This window comes from Type-D symbiont of Plautia stali, from assembly GCF_001485335.1.
GTDB classification, from domain to species: domain Bacteria; phylum Pseudomonadota; class Gammaproteobacteria; order Enterobacterales; family Enterobacteriaceae; genus Pantoea; species Pantoea vagans_C.
The window spans coordinates 13,419-30,544 of sequence record NZ_BBOC01000062.1; the positions used below are offsets into that span (position 1 = coordinate 13,419).

A 17,126-nucleotide genomic window follows, 5' to 3' on the forward strand; every position below is an offset into this window, starting at 1 on the left:
TGCGCGATCCGTCGCATTAAAACAGGTACACTGGCCGCTTAGTGCCGAAGCTGTACGCTAAATACTTCAGGTTAGTCAACGTCAGGTTTCTTCATGTCAGTTAAAATCTTATCTTCAACGCTGGTGGGGCTGGATGGCTTTTGCCAGGATCCGCTTGCCGTGTTGCAGCAGGCCGATAACGGCGTGCTGGCGGTGTTGCACAACAATGCGCCGGCATTTTATGCCATTACGCCGCAGCGCCTGGCGCACTTGCTGGCGCTGGAAGCCGCCGCGCAGCAGCCGAATGATGTCACCCTGGATGACAGCCTGTTTCATACCGATGCCGCGCCGATCAGTACGCCGGTGGGGAAATTCGCCCTGTATCAGGGCTGGCAGCCCGATCAGGATTTTCAGCGCCAGGCCGCCATTTGGGGCATTGCGCTTAGCGAGCCGGTGACGGCTGCCGAGTTGGCGACGTTTGTTGCTTACTGGCAGGCGGAAGGCCGACTGTTTCATCATGTGCAGTGGCAGCAGAAACTGGCGCGCAGCGTGCAGATGAACCGTGCAGCCAACGGCGGACAGCCGAAGCGTGACGTAACCCAGGTCAGCAATACCAATTACGATATTCCCGATGGATTCCGAGGTGAGTGATGAAAACGCCGAACGATCTTTTCAGTCGCCTGAAAAAATTTATGCCTGCGGATGTGCAACCGAAATTTAAAAATGGTGAAGAGCTGCTGGCGTGGAATCAGGAGCAGGGCCGTCTGCGATCTGAAGCCATCGTGCGGGAAAACCGCGCCATGAAAATGCAGCGCATCATGGGGCGTTCCGGTATCCGTGAACTGCATATGAACTGCTCGTTCGACAACTACCGCGTTGAGAACGATGGTCAACGTAAGGCGCTGGCTTTGGCGCGGGAATATGCCGCCGGATTCGACAACAGCATCGCCAGTTTTGTGTTCTCTGGCCGTCCCGGCACGGGTAAAAACCATCTGGCGGCGGCCATTGGTAACGATCTCATCCTGCGTGGCAAAAGCGTGCTGATTGTGACCGTGGCCGATTTGATGTCGAGCATGAAAGGCACCTTCAGTGGCGGCAGTGATATTACTGAAGAGCGTCTGTTGCAGGATCTCAGCCATGTGGATCTGCTGGTGATCGATGAGATCGGCATGCAGAGTGAATCACGCTATGAAAAAGTGATCATTAACCAGATTGTTGATCGTCGTTCTTCTTCAAAACGGCCCACCGGCATGCTGTCCAATCTTGATCCTGCTGGGATGAACGGATTACTGGGCGAACGCGTGATGGACCGTATGCGCCTTGGCACCAGTTTGTGGGTACGTTTCGACTGGGAAAGCTACCGTAGCCGCGTGCGCGGCGATGAGTATTGATTAGGTAAGCGCGCAATGAAAGCAGCCGGTAAAGGTCCCGCGTTACTGCGACTCAACAATCTCAAGCGGGTGATGACGCAACTGCGTACCACCCGCATCACCTCTCGCCAGGATCTGGCTCTCGCGCTCCAGCTCAGCAAAAACACCGTTTCCCTGATTGTCGATGATTTATTGGCGCAAGGGCTGATCAATGAGCTCGGTCCGGTGAGCGTGGCTGCCGCCGGGCGGCCAAAAATCGAGATAGAGCTGCGCGCAGAAAAGCTGAAAAATGCTGGCATCATGGTGGAGCGCAACGCCATTCACTGGCGGGTCTGCGACTACTATTCTCAGGTGATTGCCGAACAGACTTGGCACACCAACACGGCCGACCCCGCGCTGCTGCTGCAGGAGCTGGTGGAAGTTTGCCAGACACTGCACGCAGCCCATCCCGGGCTGTTGGGTATCGCCGTGGGTTTCCCCGGCATCATCGATCCCCAGCGTGGTTGGGTGCACTTTTCTGCCCACCTTGGCTGGCAGGATGTTGATGTACTCACACCGCTGAGCTGTGCCACCACTTTGCCGCTGCGCATTATGCACAACGTGAAAGCGGCGGCGCTGCTCTCGGTGCAGCAGCTTGACCTGGATAAATCACAAAGCCATTTCTACCTGCGCATTGGCGAAGGTGTCGGCGGCGCATTGGTTGAGCAAGGGGAAGTGTTTGTCGGCGGCAGCTGGACCGCCGGTGAGATTGGGCACATGCAGGTGCAGCCACAAGGTCTGCGCTGTAGCTGTGGTCGGTTAGGCTGTCTGGAAACGCTGGTCAGCCATCCGGCGATCCAGCAGCAGTTGGGACAACGTAAAACCGGTTTGCGCTGGCAAAACGCGGCGAGTGAACCGCAGATCGTTGATGAGGTGATGGCGTTAACCGGTCATCATGTGGGACACGCACTCAGTCATGTGATGCAGTTGGTGAATCCGGCCAGTATTATTATTGATGGGCCGTGGAATGCGCATCCTGCTTTTGTGCAGGCGGTGCAGCAAGCGGCACAGAATGGCACATTGGCATTTACCTTTAGCCATACTCAGCTGCATTTCCTGCCGCAGCGTATTGATCCCGCCAACGGTTTGGCGCTGGCGGTGATCGAGCAGTATGAGCGCGCGGTGAATTAAGCGGATTACGCGATACATCGCGCCACTACCGATGATCAAACCCTCGTAGGGTGCGCATTTATGCGCACATTTTGCTGGGGGTTGCTGTGAATCTCGTGCATGGCCCCATAAAGGCCAGCCCGATCGCAAAGAAATCTCGCCTCCATGCAGATCGGCCGCCGCATCCCTGCGGCGGACGCTTTGCTCTTCGGGCTGGCCTTTACGGGGCTTTAAGCATCATCGCTGCTGTTGTCCGTAATGGCATCAATATTCTCTCCCAGCGTTGCTACCTTTATGAACATCAAGCCGTAGCGGCGCAATTTATTGCGCGCCTTCTGGCGCAATCAATGTCGTGGAATATCAAACGACTCGCTGGCCTTGCTGCTGGTGGTGCTCTGCGGCAACTCCGCATCGACGTTAAACTTCTCCAGCACTAAGCCGTGGATTTTCTCCAGCGATACGCCGGCTGTTTCTGGCAGATAGCGGAAGGTGAAGAAGTACATACCCAGCGAGAAAATCGCGAACAGCAGCAGCGGGAAGCCGCCGTGGAACAGATCCAGTAACATCGGGCTGCTGTTCATAATTGGGAAGGTGCTGCTGATGACAAAGTTCGCCAGCGACATCGCACAGATGGAAATTCCCACGCAAATCGAACGAATTTCCGTCGGGAAGATTTCGCCCAGCACCGTCCAGACAATCTGACCCCAGGTCATGCCAAAGAAAATCATATATGCGAACAGACCCACCACCGCCAGTAAACCCGGCAGATGATAGAAGAAGGCGATAAACGAGTAAGCAAGGCAGACACAAGAGGTGATAGCGCCCAGCAACAGCAGTTTACGACGACCTATCTTATCAATCAGCATCATGCCCGCCAGCACGCCAATGAACTGACAAATCGACAGCCAGAAGGTTTGCAGCAGGGCCGAATCAGTACTGCCCGCGACGTTTTTCAGCAACGTTGGACCAAAATACTGAATCACGTTGATGCCGCTGATCTGGTTACCCACGGCCAGACCAATACCGATCACCAGTAATGGGATGGTGGTTTTATCCAGACGCAGGCGCGCTTTATGCTGCTGAGCGGTCTTCTCAGAGAAGGAGTGTTTAATTTCATTGAACACGCTTTCGGCATGCTCGCGGTTGGAGATTTTGGTCAGGGTATCCAGTGCTTCATTGTATTTTCCCTTCAGCACGTTCCAGCGTGGTGACTCAGGAATAAAAGCGATGAAGAAAATAAACAGCGCACAAGGCACCAATGCGGTGGCCAGGATGTAACGCCAGCCCATGGCTATCATCGCTTCTGGCAGCATGGACTTGGTGATGAAGTAGTTCGTCAGCAACACTACCGACTGGCCGCCCACACAGCACACTGCATAGAGCGCGGTGGTGCGGCCACGAAATTTCGACGGTGACAGTTCAGCCAGATAGATGGGGGAGATCACCGAAGCCAGACCAATGGCTAATCCACCAATCATTCGGAACAGCACGAACACGGTGAAGTTGTGTGCGATGGCGGTGCCGATCACCGAAACGGTAAACAGTAATGCGGTGATAGCGAGGGACTTTTTACGGCCTAATTTATCGCTCAGGCGCGGGGCAATAAAACAACCCACTAAACTGCCGAGCAGAATATTCGAAACGGCCCAACCGGTCTCTGCGGGCGTCAGCTGGAAGTATTCGCTTAATGGTTCAATTGCACCGGAGATGATAGAAGAGTCATAACCCATTAACAGTCCGCCAAATGCCGCGACGGTACAGCAAAGGATGACGTACTTCATGTTGTAGCGTTTTTGCCTGGTATCCATTGTTATAGCCCCTTGTCTCTACAGCCTGAACGTTACGTGTTCAGAAAGAGGAGTGGTGTAGGTTATCGATGTTCAGCGTTATTCACTCGAGGTAATCACCATGGAATATATGTTCTAAATGATGGTTTTTGGATCATTTTTTCCAGAAAGTGTGAAGGATGTTGCGAAAATTGCTGTTGGTCGTGATCTCGTCAGGGCCATAAATGGCTGAAATGATGGGTTTCTTATCAAATCGCTATAAAACAACATTGCATTTTTTGTTTTCTATTGAAAATGTCTGAAATTTTCATTCTGCAATTTCACGATGATTTTTCCTCATCATTGATACTGTGTGTTCGTTTCATTTTTTGGCGGGCAACGGGCATAATACGTTGATTGACAGGCCATCTTTGCGGACGTCGCAATGAAAACGCAGCGCATCACTCTGGACGATATTGCTACCCTGGCGGGCGTCACCAAAATGACGGTTAGCCGCTATTTACGCACGCCGGAAAAGGTTAAAACGGAAACGGCGGAGAAAATCGCTGGCGTGATTGCCGAAATCGGCTACATCCCCGATCCTGAAAACGCCGCCGTGGCGAACCAAAGCCAGCCGCGCATCGGTGTATTGATCCCTTCATTTAACAACCAAATCTTTGCCGATTTGCTGGCAGGCATTGAGTCCGTGACCAGTGCGCACGGTTATCAGACGCTGGTGGTCAACTATGACTACAACGCCCAGCGCGAAGAAGAGCAGATTGCTACCGTGCTGGCGTTCAATATTAAAGGGCTGATTCTGACGGAATCGGTGCACACCGTGCGCGCTGAGAAATACCTCAATGCCGCCAACATCCCTGTGGCAGAAGTGATGGGCCTTACCGAGGCAAACGGGCGCATTAACGTGGGGTTTGATAACTATCGCGCAGGTTATGATATGACATCCATGTTGCTGGCCAGCGGCAAGCAGCGCGTCATCTACTTTGGTTCGATGTCCGATCGCCGTGATGAGCAGCGCTATGCGGGTTATCGTGATGCGGTAGAAGCGGCAGGTTTTCCGGCAGGGCGTATTGTGCCGAACAAGGTCTCTTCAGTATCGATTGGTACCGGCATGATGACGCTGGCGCGCCAGCTCTATCCGGAGATGGATGCCATTCTGTGTACCAATGATGATTTGGCGGTTGGGGTATTGCAGGAGTGCCAGGCCGCAGGTATTGCGGTCCCTCAGGCCATGGCGATTGCCGGTTTCCACGGACTCGATATCGGTCAGGCGACCACGCCACGCTTAGCCAGCGTCATCACCCCGCGATTTGAGATGGGAAAAGTGGCGACCGAAATCGTGTTGAAAAAGATTAATCAGCAACCCACCATCGAACAGGTCAACCTGCATTACCGGCTTTCCATGGGTGCGACCATCTGAAATGAAACCGATGCGCATTAATGCGCACCCTACGAATATCGCGCACGATTGCCGCCACTAACTCCTCACGATTGCCGTAGGGTCGCCATTAATGGCGACCTGATGCGTCGGGACTCAATCCCGTGCGATATTGGTCGGTGGCGCGATCGAAGGCTGTTTGTGATGCGCGCGCTTCAGGAAACGGCTCTCCAGCACATTCCACGAGGTGTAAGCCAGTGCCAGCGTGATCACGATGGTCAATCCCAGGCCGATAAAGGCATTGGTGGCAAACAAACCAAAATGCTGCAGCACCTGGATAATCGGCCAGTGGTACAGGTACATGCCGTAAGACAGGTCACCGTATTGGCTGATCTTGACCTCTTTGCACAGGTTGGTGCAGAACAGAATCACCACAGACGAGAAGGCGATCGGCTCAATAATGAAGGAATACTGAGTATTCTTGAACAGCAGGAACACCACCAGAGACACAATCGTAATCTCCTTCAGGCGATCGAAGGTCGGCTGATGTATCGCCAACAGACTGCCAAAGAAGAAGAAAGAAGAGAGTGAAACAAACTGTTTTGCCAGCGTGTCAGCTTTCGGCCCGGTATACAGCGAGGTGAAGTAGAAGAACCACGCGCAGGAGATGATGAAAATGATACTCCAGACTTTAAGCGGGCTTTTCTTCATCAGCGGAACGATAAACGGCAGCAGCACGTAGAGTGTCAGTTCGGCTTTAATCGTCCACAGTGAACCATCCATCGGCTGGTTGGGGTTGCTGGTAAAGACACCCGGCAGTGAAGGCTGAATGAAGTTCAGGAACGAGAAGTTGGCAATCAGATATTTGATGGTCTCTTTATTTTTCAGGAAATCCATCAGCGGCAGCGTCGTCAGGCACATGCCAATTACGAAACAAAGAATAATGACGAATATATAAGCGGGCAGAATACGTTGAGCGCGCTTAATAAAATAGGACGTGAGTGATTTACTTCTTAAGTAACTTTTCGCAATAAGGAATCCACTTATTGCGAAAAACCCTCGTACGGCAAAGTCACTATTTAAAAATTGAGACAGGAACCGAATATCGGCACTTCTGGTGACTTCAGCGGCATGCACCAGCATGACGATAAAGGCGAGAGAGAACCTGACGATATCAAAATTATTTTTTCGTTCATATCTGCATTCTTTCATTGAGTGACTTGGCGCCAGTGAGTCTTGAATAGTCTGGTTTAAAATTGCTAAGAATATTCCTAACTCTGTTGGCACAGATGTGAGTCTATTAGAGGTTCAAGGAAAGAAAAATGCAAGCGATGACCAGTACCACTAAAACATTCAGAATTTCCTTATGCGTCTATCGGCTTTATCTGAGAAATAAAAAACGCTAGCCCGGAGGCTAGCGTTTAGGTGTTGGGTATTACAGCTTAAATGTTTGCGAAACTTCGTAACCGGTTATCGACTGTTTACTGGAAATGGTATTGTAATAAAGATAATAGAGTACCATTAAAACGGTAATCGCGACGGCCGCAACTTTCTTGAGTTTTTTGGTTTCCCAAATACAGAGGGAAATAAGCACCGGTTCAACTTGCAACAGGTAGTTTGCCAGTCGGCCACCGGAGGCGTAGTCCTGCAGCGCCATCCTGATACCCGCACCAATCGCGAACGTGATGACCAGGATGTAATAAGTATTAAACTTCACCGGATCGAAGTTTTTGATTCTGTCGCTCAACAGCATAAAGCTAAAGATAAATACAAAGCCGATATTCTTCAGGTTTGAGAGCGTCAGGATACCCTGATCCTGGGTCGATTCTTGGTTAGCGTAACCCATTGCCCTGTCACCCAATCCACCAAGGTGGCTGGAAAGCACAGCAATCAACGCCGAGCTGCCCATAAAGGCGAGGGGCAAGCTGGCCACAACAATCAAAATAGGAATATATTTGTTTTTCCTCACAATCATCGCCATGGGAATGAGCAGGGCAATAATCCCGGTTGCGTGGCTGATAAAGGAAAGAATAAAGGTGGTGATCATCCCGGATTTACTGCGGCGGGACATATGATAAACAAAGCCCATTAAGAACGCGGAACATAAACCAAATCGAATCTGGTTCATGTCTTTGTTAATAAACAGGTGAGCAGAGTAGACGGCCAGGGCCACAATCGGCAGCGGTGTCAGCTTGCGGAAATACCAGGCATTGACGCAGACCGCGATCACCGTAAAGACATAGATAAAGATATCGGGATTGGCGGTAAATACGCGTGTGAGACCTGCTATGGCATAGATCGCGGGTTCGTAGCGGAATTCTTCTGCGGTGCGCCAGAATCCTTCAATAACAATTTTATCGACGAAGTGAACAAAGAAATCACGATACTGGAAATCATCCAGACCTGTTCCCAGACCACGAATTCCGCCGAAAGTAAATAACACGACAACGGCAACAAAATAAACGTATGATCTGATTTGTGCTGTGTTTTCATTTTTACTTAACATAACTTCGACAAGCGCGACGAAAGTCAGGCTAAGACTTATGATCCAGTAAATTCCCATGGTCACAGATTCTTATAGTTTAAAATTTACTTATAACATATGGCCTTGTTAACGTAAACATGAGAAAAGTCTAATTTTTCTTGGCCCAGTATTATAGTGGGTGCAGGTGAGTAATATTATTTGTTACTTTATCAGGGTTATTCATTTGATTTGATTCTCTCTGGGACAGGCGTTAGGCAGCGAAGCCTTAGGAAAACTTTTGGTTTTGTCATTTGTTACTGATTTTACTCAGAATTTGGAGTCATAGAGATGAAGTTCCCTCATTTATCGGCTGTGCTTTTCTTGTTGTATCTTCCGGCTGCTTTTGCCAATAAGGAAATTCCTATCTGGCCAAATGAAGTGTCAGGAAATAATAAATTCATTAATTTTAGTAAAAACCCAGCCAACAATAATCGCGCTGTCACAAATGTCGATTCTCCAGAAATGATTTATGTTCCACCGGTCGGGAAAAATAATCACTCGGCTGTGCTAATCATTCCCGGTGGGGGTTTTTCTTATATTATGCAGGACGCTGAAGGACTCGATGTGGCAAAGGTGCTGAGCCAAAAAGGGTATTCCTCGTTTGTATTAATTTATCGTATGCCGCGCGCGGGTTCAGAGGTTAACCGGAATAATGCATTTTCTGATGTGCAGCGAGCGATGCGCATGATTCGCGGCCATGCGGCAGACTATCGCATTGCCTCCAATCAGATTGGCGTGATGGGGTTTTCAGCCGGGGCATTCCTCGCCGCCAATGTGAGTAACAGCCCCGACGCCAACAATTACACGGCTGTTGATGCGCAGGATCAGGTTTCCGCACGGCCCGATTTCACCGCACTGATCTATCCGGTTCTGTCACTGAAAAATGGCGTGACGCATGTGGGCACACGCACGGCGATGTACGGCAAAGATATCAGCCAGGCTGACATTGATCAGTATTCACAGGAAGACCGTGTAAGCGGAAACACTCCGCCGACATTCCTTGCGCAGGCGCTGGATGATGGCACGGCTTCGCCCAGAAACACGTTACAGATGTTTGATGCCCTGCGTAAAAACCATGTGAAGGTGGAGATGCATCTATTCCAGCAGGGCGGGCACGGTTTCGGCACCGCACTGAAAAAGAATATTCCGGCCAAAAACTGGCTGACTCTGTTCAGTGACTGGCAAGCGAGCCTGGTGCAGAAAGCGGGATAAATTGTTGCCGCCTGGCGCGTTTGCTAGAGTGTCGTGAACTTTAGAGGAACCCTCCATGCCCCGCGACAACCGAATGTCCCGCTCCCTGCACGCGCTGATTCATCTCGATCGGCACGTTAAACGCGCCACGTCTGAAGCCATGGCCAAAATGTTGGGCACTAATCCGGTGGTGGTACGCCGCATGATGTCCGGACTGCGCGAAAAAGGCTATGTGGTGTCGGAGAAAGGGCACGGCGGTGGCTGGGAGCTTCGGGTAGAGCTAAACGCGATAACGCTGCTCGATGTTTATCAGGCCATTGGCTCACCGGCGCTGTTCAGCATCGGGCCTGCTGCCGATCCCTCGCCGTGTCTGGTGGAGCATGCGGTTGATGAGCGTCTCGACCAGGCACTCAACGAAGCGGAAGTGGTGCTGCTTAATCGCTTTAGCCAAATCACCGTGGCCGATATTGCCGATGATTACCTAAGCAAAATGGCAAAACTGGGGCTGGAAGCCGAGCCCCATCCGCTGTGCAGTGATGAGTCTTAATCCTGCTTCTGTAAGGTGATCTGCGCGTTATGTTTCATCACGTGCGTGGTCACTGCTGCCTGGAATACTTTGAACATCAGACCGTTGATAAAGGTGGTCAGGGTCAAGGTAATAAACGCCGTCATCACCCAATCAATCACCGCCATATCGCTGTGCAGCAGGTAAGGGCGATAAATCAGCATGCCGACCAGCACTGTCCAGTGACTCATGCAGTAAAAGCAGTGAAACAAGTGGCCGAGTAGCGCGTGCTTTTTGGCCGTCCAGGCACGCAGTCTGGCAAACAATTCGGTTTGGGTGATGGTCATCGCGATGCTGGCCGCCGCCAGTGCAATCGCCACACATGTCCATACGTCCGGGGTGATCATGCTGTTCATCTTCTCTCCTGCTCTGTGTTTATCATGTAACTTACATTATTACATGATAGGTTAAGTCGCAAGCACCCAACTTCAGCAACCTGTGCGCCACATTGGCGAGATTTCGTTATTTATTGGCTTTAATACTAAACATAGCCAGAGAAGGCTTTTTTATAATGCTGCTGACGTGTTTAACCGCCCGCAGGAGGAAAGATGGATATTCACGCAGCCTGTATGCATCAACTGATGCAGTGGATCGAAGACAACATTGAACAGCGATTGATTTTGGAAACCGTGGCGCGACGCGTCGGCTATTCGCAGTGGCACTTGCAGCGTTTGTTCCGCAGCCACACTGGCATTGCGTTAGGGACTTATATTCGAGAGCGCAAACTCACGGCCTCGGCGATTGCCTTAGTGAATAGCAACATGCCGCTGATGGAGATAGCGATCAAATATGGTTTTGAGTCGCAGCAGACGTGGTGTCGCACCTTCCGCCGCATGTACCATCTGCCGCCCGGTGCGTTTCGCCGTAAATATCAGCACAGCCTGCCAGAGATTGATGGGCCTACGAGTCTTCTGATGCTGCAAGCGCAGACGCGGCAGGCGGCGTAAGGTATTTGCCCGGCGTCGAACCAAATGCGCTGCGAAAAGCGCTGATATAACTGCTGACGCTATCAAAGCCAACCTGCCAGGCCACCTGCTGCACGCTTTTACCCGCAGCCAGCCCTTCCAGTGATTTCAGTAGCCGCGAGACCTGGCGATAACGCGACAGGCTCATGCCCACCGCACTGGCCCAATGGCGACTCAGGCTGCGCGGGCTGAGCCCAGCCCACTGTGCCAGTTCCGGCCCGGTGCGCGCATCCCCGGGATCGTCCATCAGCAGACGTGCAATCTGCCGCAGTCGCGGCTCTTCAGGCAGCGGCAGCGTTAAGGCATGTTCAGTGGATTCGTACAGTTCATCCAGAAACACATCGCACAAGCGGTTATAGCGCTCGCTGCCCCAGCTATCAGGCGACAAGCTTGCCAGCCGCTCGGCCAAGGGTTCCAGCACCGAAGGGCAGGAGAGTAGCACCGGACGCTTGGGCAGCGGTGCGGTCAGCGCTTCATCCACCAACACCGTCCAGCCCAGCACCCGGCCTGGCCCGATAATCGCGTGTTCAAAGTGCGGCGGAATCCAACCCACCAAGCGCGGTGGATTGGCAAAAATCCCCGACGGCGTGTTCACCGTCATCATCCCCTGTTTCAGGCAGTAAAGCTGGCCCGCCGCGTGGTGATGGGTGCGGCTTTCCCGATCCAACTGCTTGGATAACGACGCCGCAATCACTTTGGGCGCATCCGGCTGTTGCAGCCGTTGGCGCAACTCTTCCGCACGCGGATCGCCGCAGAAGGTGAGCTTATCGTTGGGATGGATGAGCATGGGGACTCCGCAATGTTATTAAGGTTGCAACATGGCGGAGGCAATTGCAGAAGTAAAGAGCCAAACTTGCTGTACATCGGCAAGCTGATAAGTCCAACTTGTAATGAAGACTTACAGGTTGCTCAAGTTCATCTTTTGGGAATCAAACGAGATAAGGAAGTGGCGGAAGATCACAGGAGTCGAACCTGCCCGGGACCGCTGGCGGCCCCAACCGGATTTGAAATCCGGCCGCCTCACCGGAGACGACGATCTTCCTTTAAAGAAGCAGCGGAAGTATAGCGAGAATGCGCCACGAAATCTTGATCTTAGCCGTGCGCTACAGCACGTTCTCGCCGTGAAGTTGCCGATACTCCTTGGGCGTGCTGGCGTAGCTCTTCTTAAATACTGAATAGAAATATTGCAGTGACGGATAGCCGCACATTTGAGATATCTCGTTAATATTCAATGAAGAAGAGGCTAACAGCTCGCGTGCTTTCTCCAACTTTTCGCGATGAATCATGGCATGAATAGTGTCGCCAGTCTCATCACGAAAACGCTTTTCCAGGTTTGAACGGGACATGCCAATCGCATCCAACACCTGTTCGACTTTGATCCCTTTGCAGGCATTAAAGCGGATGTAGTGCATGGCCTGAATCACAGCAGGGTCGTGCAGCGAACGGAAATCCGTGGAGCGGCGGGCAATCACTTTGACCGGCGGCACCAGAATGCGCTGCAGCGGCAGGGATTGTTTATCCAGTAAACGGTGCAGCAATTTCGCGGCTTGATAGCCCATCTGCCGCGTGCCTTGGGCGACGGAGGAGAGGGCAACGCGGGACAGATAGCGGGTCAGCTCTTCGTTATCGATACCAATCACCGTAAGCTTCTCTGGCACCGGGATTTTAAGATGCTCGCACGCCTGTAACAGATGGCGCGCTCGCGCATCGGTGACGGCAATAATACCGGTTTGCGGTGGCAGCGTTTGCAGCCAGTCCGCGAGGCGGTTCTGGGCGTGCTGCCAGTTTTCCGGTGCGGTTTCCATGCCCTGATACACCACGCCCTGATAGCGTTCGCGCATCACCAGCTGACGAAACGCCTGCTCACGCTCTTGCGACCAACGCTTGCCGCTGGAAGCAGGCAAACCGTAGAAGGCAAAACGGTTGATGCCTTTCTCTTTCAGATGCAGGAAGGCACTCTCCACCAATGCCGCGTTATCGGTGGCGATGTAGTGCACTGGCGGATAATCTTCCGGCTGATGATACGAGCCGCCGACACCAACAATCGGCACCTGGACATTGGCCAGCAGAGTTTCGATCGAACTGTCGTCGTAATCGGCAATCACCCCATCGCCCAGCCACTCGCGGATATTCTCAATACGGCAGCGAAAATCCTCTTCAATGAAGATATCCCAGTCGGTTTGCGACGCCTGTAAATACTCGCCGACCCCTTCCACAACCTGGCGGTCATACACCTTGTTGGCGTTGAATAACAAGGTAATGCGGTAACGTTTCTCATGCATGGTGGCGCGTTCCCTTAAACCCTCAGCGCATTGCATAGCACGGCTGCAAGGACAGCAGAAATGGTTTGCGCCACAATGTGATCGCCCACGCGATTACACCCGGCGACGCGTGGCGGTATCCATCCACACCGCCAGCAGCAAGATCGCGCCTTTCACGATGTACTGCCAGAACGTCGGGACATCCATCATGCTCATGCCGTTATCCAGTGAGGCCATGATAAACGCGCCCATCACCGCTCCGGCGACCGAACCCACGCCGCCCGCGAGGCTGGTGCCACCAATTACGCAGGCGGCAATCGCATCCAGCTCTGCAATGTTACCGGCAGAGGGGGAACCCGCACCCAGGCGAGAGCTGAGGATTAGTCCGGCAATCGCCACCATCACGCCATTGATCGCAAACACCGCCAGCTTGGTGCGCGCCACATTAATCCCGGAAAGACGCGCGGCATCAAGATTGCCACCAATGGCATAAATCCGGCGACCAAAGGCGGTGCGCGTCGCCATAAACATGCCCGCCAGCAACAGCAGTGCCAGCAGCAAGACCGGCGTCGGCACCCCGCGATAATCATTCAGTAGCCAGATAGCTCCCAGCACCAGCACAGCCGTGATCGCCTGACGGGCCACGGTACTGGTTGCGGCGGGTTGGCTCAGCCCTAACTGTTGACGTCGCAGGCGTAAGCGCCATTGCCAGAGAATAAACAGCGCCAGGCCGACAAAACCAAAGCCGAACCCTACGCCGCCAGGCAGATAACTTTGCCCAATCTGCGACATTGCCGGGCTGGTAGGGGCGACGGTGGTGCCATCAGTGATGCCGACTAAGATGCCACGAAATGCCAGCATGCCTGCCAGCGTCACGATGAACGAAGGCACTTTGCGATACGCCACCCACCAACCATTCCAGGTCCCCAGCAGCAGACCCAGCACCAGGGTTACGACGATGGTGAGCGGCAGCGGCCAGCCAAGCCAGACATCGAAAATCGCGGCGGCACCGCCCAACAGACCCATCATGGAACCCACTGACAGATCGATTTCCGCAGAGATGATCACAAACACCATCCCCACCGCCAGGATGCCGGTAATCGCCGTTTGGCGTAGCAGATTGGAGACATTGCGTGCGCTCAGCCAGGCACCGTCGGTGGTCCAGGTGAAGAACAGCGCAATCAGTAAAATCGCGCCCAGCATCACTAACACTTGCAGATTCAGTCGCGGAAGTTTGCCCGGTGTGGGCGTGCCCGGCAGGCTCTGTGTGCTCTCGGTTTTAAGCATAATGTTCACTCCGCAGAGCGGCTTCCATCACCTGCTCCTGAGTTAGATTGTTGTTAATCAGATCGGCTTTGATTTGCCCTTCATGCATCACCAAAACGCGATCGCTCAGGCCCAGTACTTCGGGCAGCTCGGACGAAATGACAATCACCGCGATGCCTTGTTGCACCAAGGCGTTGATCAGCAGGTAGATCTCCTGGCGTGCGCCCACGTCAATGCCGCGCGTGGGCTCATCCAGAATCAGGATTTTGGGATTGAGCAGCAGGCACTTCGCCAGAATGGCTTTTTGCTGATTGCCGCCACTCAGCCGTCCAATCGCCAAATCGGGAGAGGAGGTTTTGACGCGCAGGCGACGAATCGCAGCGTTGATGGCCTGCTGTTCGGCAGCTTCATCCAGTGTGGAAAGGCGATGGCTAAACTGATCGAGTGCCGCCAGCGTGATGTTTTTCCCCACGCCCATCAGCGGCACGATGCCATCTTTTTTACGATCTTCCGGCACCATGGCGATGCCGTGCGCAATAGCATCGCGACAGTCATGGATTTTTACGGGCCTACCGTTGATGGCAATATCGCCCTGCCAGCGGCCCGGCCAGACGCCAAACAAACACTGTACCGTTTCGGTACGTCCGGCACCGACCAGCCCGGCAATCCCCAGGATTTCACCGCGCCGGAGGCTGAACGAAACATCATTCACCCGGCGCACATGGCGGTTAACTGGATGCCAGGCCGTGAGGTTTTTGACTTCCAGCAGGGTGTCACCGATATCGTGCGGTTGATGCGGATAGAGCGCGGTCAGTTCGCGTCCCACCATCATGGTGATGATGTCATCTTCACTCAAACCGGCCGCCGGACGCGTGGCAATATGTTGTCCATCGCGGATCACGCAGATGGTGTTAGAGATGGCTTTCACTTCATTGAGTTTGTGCGAGATGTAGATGCAGGCGATGCCATGCTCACGCAGGTTGTTGATAATGCTCAGCAGCACTTCGGTTTCCTGCTCGGTGAGCGAGGAGGTCGGCTCATCCAGAATCAGCAGCCGAACCTGTTTATTTAGTGCTCGGGCGATCTCCACCAACTGCTGCTGACCAAGCCCCAGCTCACCGACTTTGGTGGTAGGCGACACATCCAGCTTCACCCGCGCCAGCAGCTGCTGGCAGCGCAGCGTCATGGTTTCATCATCGACCATGCCAAAACGGCCCAATTCGGCACCGAGGAAAATGTTCTCCATCACCGTGAACTGGCGCACCAGCGCCAGTTCCTGATGAATGATCACAATGCCTTTGCGTTCGGTATCACGAATGGTCTGCGCCTGAATCAGGTCGCCGGCAAAGTGAATCTCACCGTCAAAATCACCGTGCGGATAGAGCCCGCAGAGGATTTTCATCAAGGTCGATTTGCCAGAACCATTCTCGCCGCACAGTGACATCACTTCACCTGCATCCAGCCGCAGACTGATATCATCCAGCGCTTTCACCGCGCCGAAACGTTTGGTGATGTGCTTCATTTCCAGCAGCATAGGGAGTCCTCCTCGCAGCGGTGCTTAGAGTTCGCTTTGTTTGTGGAAGCCGTCTTTCACCACGGTACTTTCGATATTGTCTTTGTTGACGGGAATGGGCGTCAGCAGGCGTGAGGGCACTTCCTTCAGGCCATTATTGAGTTTGCCGTTGCTGGCAGGCGTTTGGTTATCGCCGAGTTCTACGGCAATTTTCGCGGCTTCGGTAGCGAGTTCGGTGATGGGTTTATACACCGTCATGGTTTGTGTGCCATTCATGATGCGTTTGATGGCGGCCAGGTCGGCATCCTGACCGGAAATTGCGACTTTGCCTGCCAGACCTTGCGCACTTAGCGCCTGAATCGCGCCGCCTGCGGTGGCATCATTGGAGGCGACGACCGCATCAATATGGTTGCCGTTGGCGGTTAGGGCATTTTCCATGATTTTCAGCGCGTTCTCAGGTAACCAGGCATCGACCCACTGATCGCCCACCACTTTGATGCTGCCGTTGTCGATGTACGGTTTTAACACCTTCATCTGTCCCGCGCGGAACAGGCGAGCATTATTATCGACTGGCGAGCCGCCCATCATAAAATAGTTACCTTTTGGCACCTGCTTCACAATGCTTTCGGCCTGCAGTTCGCCGACTTTTTCATTATCAAAGGAAATATAGAAATCAATGTCAGCATTATTAATCATACGGTCATAAGCCAGCACTTTAATGCCTTCGCGTTTAGCTTCGGCTACCACGTTACTTAATACCTGTCCGTTATAAGGAATGATCACCAGCACATCGACACCACGGTTGATCATATTTTCAATTTGCGACATCTGCGTTTCTTCATTGCCGTTGGCCGACTGGACAAAAACACTGGCCCCTAAAGATTCGGCCTGTTTAACAAAAATGTCGCGGTCTTTTTGCCAGCGTTCCAGACGTAAGTCATCGATCGCCATACCAATTTTCACTTCTTTCGCTATACCGGTTTGGCTAAACAGGGCCAGCGCAGCGCAGGCAGCTAACAGCGTATATTTCATTTTCATCATGGTCATCCTGTAGGTTGAGGCTATTGTCGTTGTAAGGCTATGAACCAAGCGGATGAATTGTTGCCTTGAGTTTCAGATAACATCAATTACTGATTTTTATCCGGCTATTACGTTTTTTTGTTTATTTGTGATTCTTTGAG

Annotated in this window: 16 protein-coding genes and 1 tRNA gene; 7 read left to right on the plus strand and 10 right to left on the minus strand. The window is 52.8% G+C overall.

What is annotated here, in order from left to right; all coding sequences use genetic code 11:
- Positions 1 to 93: 93 nt before the first annotated feature.
- The 3 genes from dnaT to PSSD_RS18255 are packed head-to-tail and all read left to right on the plus strand — an operon-like array spanning position 94 to position 2,519.
- Positions 94 to 630, plus strand: coding sequence for a primosomal protein DnaT (gene dnaT, locus PSSD_RS18245; protein ID WP_039332074.1), 537 nt, complete (start codon positions 94 to 96; stop codon positions 628 to 630).
- Entirely contained in the window at positions 630 to 1,370 is a 741-nt protein-coding gene (gene dnaC / locus PSSD_RS18250; RefSeq protein WP_034829969.1) for a replicative helicase loader DnaC, read from the plus strand. The genes dnaT and dnaC overlap by 1 nt, the downstream gene beginning before the upstream one ends.
- A gap of 15 nt (positions 1,371 to 1,385) precedes the next feature.
- Complete coding sequence (locus tag PSSD_RS18255) at positions 1,386 to 2,519, plus strand: ROK family protein (RefSeq protein WP_058973196.1); 1,134 nt, start codon at positions 1,386 to 1,388, stop codon at positions 2,517 to 2,519.
- Between the two features lie 323 nt (positions 2,520 to 2,842).
- Here the strand turns inward: PSSD_RS18255 and PSSD_RS18260 are convergent, their stop codons facing one another.
- Positions 2,843 to 4,306 (minus strand): sugar porter family MFS transporter, encoded by a 1,464-nt coding sequence (locus PSSD_RS18260; RefSeq protein ID WP_058973197.1) that lies wholly within the window; start codon positions 4,304 to 4,306, stop codon positions 2,843 to 2,845.
- A gap of 403 nt (positions 4,307 to 4,709) precedes the next feature.
- Between PSSD_RS18260 and PSSD_RS18265 the strand changes: the two genes are divergently transcribed.
- Complete coding sequence (locus tag PSSD_RS18265) at positions 4,710 to 5,702, plus strand: LacI family DNA-binding transcriptional regulator (RefSeq protein WP_039332083.1); 993 nt, start codon at positions 4,710 to 4,712, stop codon at positions 5,700 to 5,702.
- 114 nt (positions 5,703 to 5,816) lie between these two features.
- Here PSSD_RS18265 and PSSD_RS18270 read toward each other — a convergent pair whose 3' ends face one another.
- Positions 5,817 to 6,872, minus strand: a complete 1,056-nt coding sequence (locus PSSD_RS18270) for an acyltransferase family protein (RefSeq protein ID WP_058973198.1) — start codon at positions 6,870 to 6,872, stop codon at positions 5,817 to 5,819.
- A gap of 223 nt (positions 6,873 to 7,095) precedes the next feature.
- A complete protein-coding gene (locus PSSD_RS18275) occupies positions 7,096 to 8,223 on the minus strand; it encodes an EpsG family protein (protein ID WP_039328448.1) in 1,128 nt (375 codons plus the stop codon).
- A gap of 423 nt (positions 8,224 to 8,646) precedes the next feature.
- On the opposite strand from PSSD_RS18275, the gene PSSD_RS28175 reads away from it, so the two are divergent.
- Both PSSD_RS28175 and PSSD_RS18285 read left to right on the plus strand, forming a co-directional pair.
- Entirely contained in the window at positions 8,647 to 9,396 is a 750-nt protein-coding gene (locus PSSD_RS28175) for an alpha/beta hydrolase (protein WP_369404270.1), read from the plus strand.
- Between the two features lie 55 nt (positions 9,397 to 9,451).
- Positions 9,452 to 9,922 (plus strand): Rrf2 family transcriptional regulator, encoded by a 471-nt coding sequence (locus tag PSSD_RS18285; protein WP_039328449.1) that lies wholly within the window; start codon positions 9,452 to 9,454, stop codon positions 9,920 to 9,922.
- Here the strand turns inward: PSSD_RS18285 and PSSD_RS18290 are convergent.
- Positions 9,919 to 10,296 carry a hypothetical protein gene (locus tag PSSD_RS18290; RefSeq protein WP_058973200.1) on the minus strand — a complete coding sequence of 126 codons (378 nt, stop codon included), beginning with the start codon at positions 10,294 to 10,296 and terminating at the stop codon, positions 9,919 to 9,921. The genes PSSD_RS18285 and PSSD_RS18290 overlap by 4 nt on opposite strands.
- A 192-nt stretch (positions 10,297 to 10,488) precedes the next feature.
- Here PSSD_RS18290 and PSSD_RS18295 point away from each other — a divergent pair, with 192 nt between their 5' ends.
- Entirely contained in the window at positions 10,489 to 10,887 is a 399-nt protein-coding gene (locus PSSD_RS18295; RefSeq protein WP_039328451.1) for a helix-turn-helix domain-containing protein, read from the plus strand.
- Here PSSD_RS18295 and PSSD_RS18300 read toward each other — a convergent pair.
- From PSSD_RS18300 to xylF, 6 genes are all read right to left on the minus strand, one after another.
- A complete protein-coding gene (locus PSSD_RS18300; RefSeq protein WP_052205911.1) occupies positions 10,841 to 11,692 on the minus strand; it encodes an AraC family transcriptional regulator in 852 nt (283 codons plus the stop codon). The two genes, PSSD_RS18295 and PSSD_RS18300, sit on opposite strands and share 47 nt — an antisense overlap.
- A 160-nt stretch (positions 11,693 to 11,852) precedes the next feature.
- Positions 11,853 to 11,947: transfer RNA gene (locus PSSD_RS18305), tRNA-Sec, on the minus strand.
- 61 nt (positions 11,948 to 12,008) lie between these two features.
- The gene (gene xylR / locus PSSD_RS18310; RefSeq protein ID WP_039328453.1) at positions 12,009 to 13,187 is read right to left on the minus strand and encodes a D-xylose utilization transcriptional activator XylR; all 1,179 of its coding nucleotides are present in this window, start codon (positions 13,185 to 13,187) and stop codon (positions 12,009 to 12,011) included.
- A gap of 93 nt (positions 13,188 to 13,280) precedes the next feature.
- Positions 13,281 to 14,453 (minus strand): xylose ABC transporter permease XylH, encoded by a 1,173-nt coding sequence (gene xylH / locus PSSD_RS18315; RefSeq protein WP_039328454.1) that lies wholly within the window; start codon positions 14,451 to 14,453, stop codon positions 13,281 to 13,283.
- Entirely contained in the window at positions 14,446 to 15,966 is a 1,521-nt protein-coding gene (locus PSSD_RS18320) for a xylose ABC transporter ATP-binding protein (RefSeq protein WP_058973201.1), read from the minus strand. The genes xylH and PSSD_RS18320 overlap by 8 nt, the downstream gene beginning before the upstream one ends.
- Positions 15,967 to 15,990: 24 nt before the next feature.
- Positions 15,991 to 16,983: a D-xylose ABC transporter substrate-binding protein gene (gene xylF / locus PSSD_RS18325; RefSeq protein ID WP_039328456.1), complete on the minus strand. Its 993-nt coding sequence runs from the start codon at positions 16,981 to 16,983 to the stop codon at positions 15,991 to 15,993.
- Positions 16,984 to 17,126: the final 143 nt, after the last annotated feature.